The following is a 3,593-nucleotide window of genomic DNA, read 5'->3' on the forward strand; positions in this document are numbered from 1 at the left end:
GCGATGGGCACCTGCAGCAGCGCGCGCGCTTTGCCGAGATGGTCGCCAACCTCATCGGTCAAGCGGTGCTGCTGGCGCGCTCGGTCGAGGCCGAGCGCCGTGCGCTGCGCGAGGAGCGCGACGCGCTGCGCCGTCACGTCAAGGGCACCCATGGCTTCGACAGCATCATCGGCCATACCCAGCGCATGCGCATCGTCTTCGAGCAGGTGCGCCAGGTCGCCAAGTGGAACACCACGGTCTTGGTGCGCGGTGAGTCCGGCACCGGCAAGGAGCTGATTGCTAACGCCATCCACTACAACTCGCCGCGCGCCCAGAGCACCTTCGTCAAGCTCAACTGCGCGGCGCTGCCCGACAATCTGCTCGAATCCGAGCTCTTCGGCCATGAGAAAGGCGCCTTTACCGGCGCGGTGAGCCAGCGCAAGGGGCGCTTCGAGCAGGCCGACGGCGGCACCCTGTTTCTCGATGAGATTGGCGAGATCAGCCCGGCGTTTCAGGCCAAGCTGCTTCGCGTGCTGCAAGAGGGCGAGTTCGAGCGGGTCGGAGGTAGTCGCACCATCAAGGTTGATGTGCGGGTCATCGCGGCCACCAATCGCAACCTGGAGCAAGAGGTCAAGGCCGGTGAGTTCCGCGAAGACCTCTACTATCGCCTCAACGTGATGCCAATCGTGATGCCGGCGCTGCGCGAGCGCATCGAAGACGTGCCCGAGCTGGCCAAATTCCTCATCGCCAAGGTCTCCAAGCAGCAGGGCCGCGAGCTGAGCATCACCGACAGCGCACTGCGCGTACTGATGCGCTACGACTGGCCTGGTAACGTGCGCGAGCTCGAGAACTGCATGGAGCGCGCGGCGGTGATGAGCGAATGCGGCATCATCGATCGCGACGTCATCGATCTGACGGGACTTGATGTCGGCAACCTACCCGAACCGCGCACGACGCTGACCTCAGCAGCTGGAAACAGTGCCGGCGCCGTTGCCGGCACTGCAGACCATGGCATCGACCTCGATGACCCAGATATCGACGAGCGCGAGCGCGTGATTGCCGCACTGGAGCAAGCCGGCTGGGTCCAGGCCAAGGCCGCACGCCTGCTCAACATGACCCCCCGTCAGATCGCCTATCGGATTCAGACCATGAACATCAAGGTGAAGCAGTTCTAGGCAGCATCTTTGCCCAGCGTTAGCGTTCAAGAGGGCTACCCGACCCACACACGCGCATTGCGAAACAGCCGCATCCATGGGCTGTCCTCGCCCCAATCATCAGGGTGCCAGGACTGCTGCACGGTGCGGAAGATACGCTCCGGATGCGGCATCATGATGGTGACGCGCCCATCGGTATTGCACAGACCGGTCATACCATCCGGCGAGCCGTTCGGGTTGGCTGGGTAACGGATGGCCGGTGTTCCATCGGCCTCGATGTAGCGCAGCGCGGTCAGCGGGCCGGCGGCCTGCTGCTGCGCCGCATCGCTGAACTCGGCACGTCCCTCGCCGTGTGAGACGACGATCGGCAGCCTCGCACCCTGCATACCCTGCAACAGGATCGATGGCGATGGCGTCACCTCAACCATCAGCAGCCGCGCCTCGAACCGCTCCGAGCGATTGCGCACGAAATGCGGCCAATGCTCGGTGCCGGGAATCAGCTCACGCAGGTTGGCGAGCATCTGACAGCCATTGCAGACGCCGAGCGCAAAGCGGTCTCCACTGGCGAAGAAGGCCTCGAACTGCTCGCGTGCGCGGGGGTTGAACAGGATCGTCTTGGCCCAGCCCTCACCAGCACCGAGCACGTCGCCGTAGCTGAAGCCGCCGCAAGCGGCCAGGCCCTGGAAGCCATCGAGCCCGAAACGCCCCTCGAGCAGGTCAGACATGTGCACGTCGATGCAGTCGAAGCCGGCGCGATCGAAGGCCGCGGCCATCTCGATCTGGCCGTTGACACCCTGCTCGCGGAGCACCGCGAGCCGCGGTCGGACGCCGGTGGCGATCAGCGGCGCGGCGATCTCCTCGGCCGGGTCGAAGGTCAGCCTGGCACTCAAGCCAGGCTCATCGGCGCTGATGCGCACGAATTCCTCATCCGCGCAGTCTGGGTTATCGCGCAGGCGCTGCATCTGCCAGCTGGTCTCGGACCAGGCCTGCTGCAGCTCGACGCGGGTCGCTTCAAAGAGGACCTGCTTGCGCTGACGGATGCGGATCATGCCATCGCTGCTCGGCTGGCCGAACGCATGGCTGCAGGCACCCAGCCCGAGCTTGTGCAATCGAGCGAAGACAAGAGCCAGATCGGCAGCCGGAACCTGCAGGACGGCACCGAGCTCTTCGGCGAACAAGGCCGCGATTGGATCGCGCCGCCCCTGTGCCGCCCGCTCTCGATCCGTATCGTCTCCTGGGCTGAAGCGGGGCAGCATCCCCAGGTCGCAATCGATCCCACAGCGTCCGGCGAACGCCATCTCACAGAGGGTCGCAAGCAGGCCGCCGTCGGAGCGATCGTGATAGGCGAGCAGCAGTCGACGGTCTTTCAAGTCCTGCATGGCGCTGAAGAAGGTCTTGAGCAGCGCCGGATCATCCAGGTCCGGCGGCACTTCGCCGATCCGTCCGTAGACCTGCGCTAACGCCGAGCCGCCAAGGCGATCCTGACCGCGACCGAGGTCGACCAGCACCAGCACCGTCTCGCCGCGATCGAGCCGCAGCCAGGGCGTCGCGCAGCGGCGCACATCGGCCACCGGCGCCACCGCCGAGACCACCAGCGAAAGCGGGGCTGCCATCTCGAAAGACTCGGTGCGGCCATCACCGTCCGCAGCGCGCGAGTCCTCTCCCGACTGCGTTGCATCCGCGCGCGATTCCGGGCGCGATACTGGCCGCTCCCAGACCGTTTTCATGCTCATCGAGTCCTTGCCGACCGGAATCGCGATCCCGAGCGCCGGGCACAGCTCGAGCCCGACCGCACGCACGGTCTCATAGAGCCGCGCGTCCTCGCCGGGATGCCCTGCCGCGGCCATCCAGTTCGCTGACAGCTTCAGCTCCGCCAGCTCCGAGATATTGGCCCCCGCCAGGTTGGTGATCGCCTCGCCAACCGCCATGCGGCCAGACGCGGCTGCATTGAGCAGCGCGATAGGGGCGCGCTCACCCATCGCCATTGCCTCGCCAGCGTAGCCATCGAAATCGGTGAGGGTCATGGCACAATCGGCCACAGGCACCTGCCAGGGGCCGACCATCTGATCGCGGTTGACCAGGCCGCCGACGCTGCGATCGCCAATCGTGATCAGGAAGCCCTTAGCAGCCACGGTCGGCAGGCGCAGCACCCGTCCAACGGCATCGGCCAGATCGAGCGCGGCCAGATCAAGCGAGTCGCCGACGGCCTCGACCGAGCTGACATCGCGCATCATCTGCGGCGGCTTGCCGAGCAGCAGCGACAGCGGCATATCGATGGGGACCGTGCCAAACTGGCTGTCCTCCAGGGTCAGCTGCTCGTCATCGGTGGCCTCGCCCACCAGCGCATAGGGGCAGCGCTCGCGCGCGCAGATTGCCTCGAACTCGGCCAGGCGTGCCGGATCGATCGCCAGCACATAGCGCTCCTGCGCCTCGTTGCACCAGATCTCCATCGGCGACATG

The 3,593-nt window shown here is 65.9% G+C and carries 2 protein-coding genes; one reads left to right on the forward strand and one right to left on the reverse strand.

Annotated features, from left to right (window positions below):
• A partial coding sequence (gene nifA, locus ACY693_RS16705; RefSeq protein ID WP_462322941.1) for a nif-specific transcriptional activator NifA occupies positions 1–1,154 on the forward strand: 1,154 nt, incomplete at its 5' end.
• A gap of 35 nt (positions 1,155–1,189) precedes the next feature.
• On the opposite strand, the gene purL is transcribed toward nifA, so the two are convergent.
• On the reverse strand, positions 1,190–3,593 hold a 2,404-nt coding region (gene purL, locus ACY693_RS16710), incomplete at its 5' end, for a phosphoribosylformylglycinamidine synthase (RefSeq protein ID WP_462322942.1).

The sequence above is a fragment of the Halochromatium sp. genome (assembly GCF_054919635.1).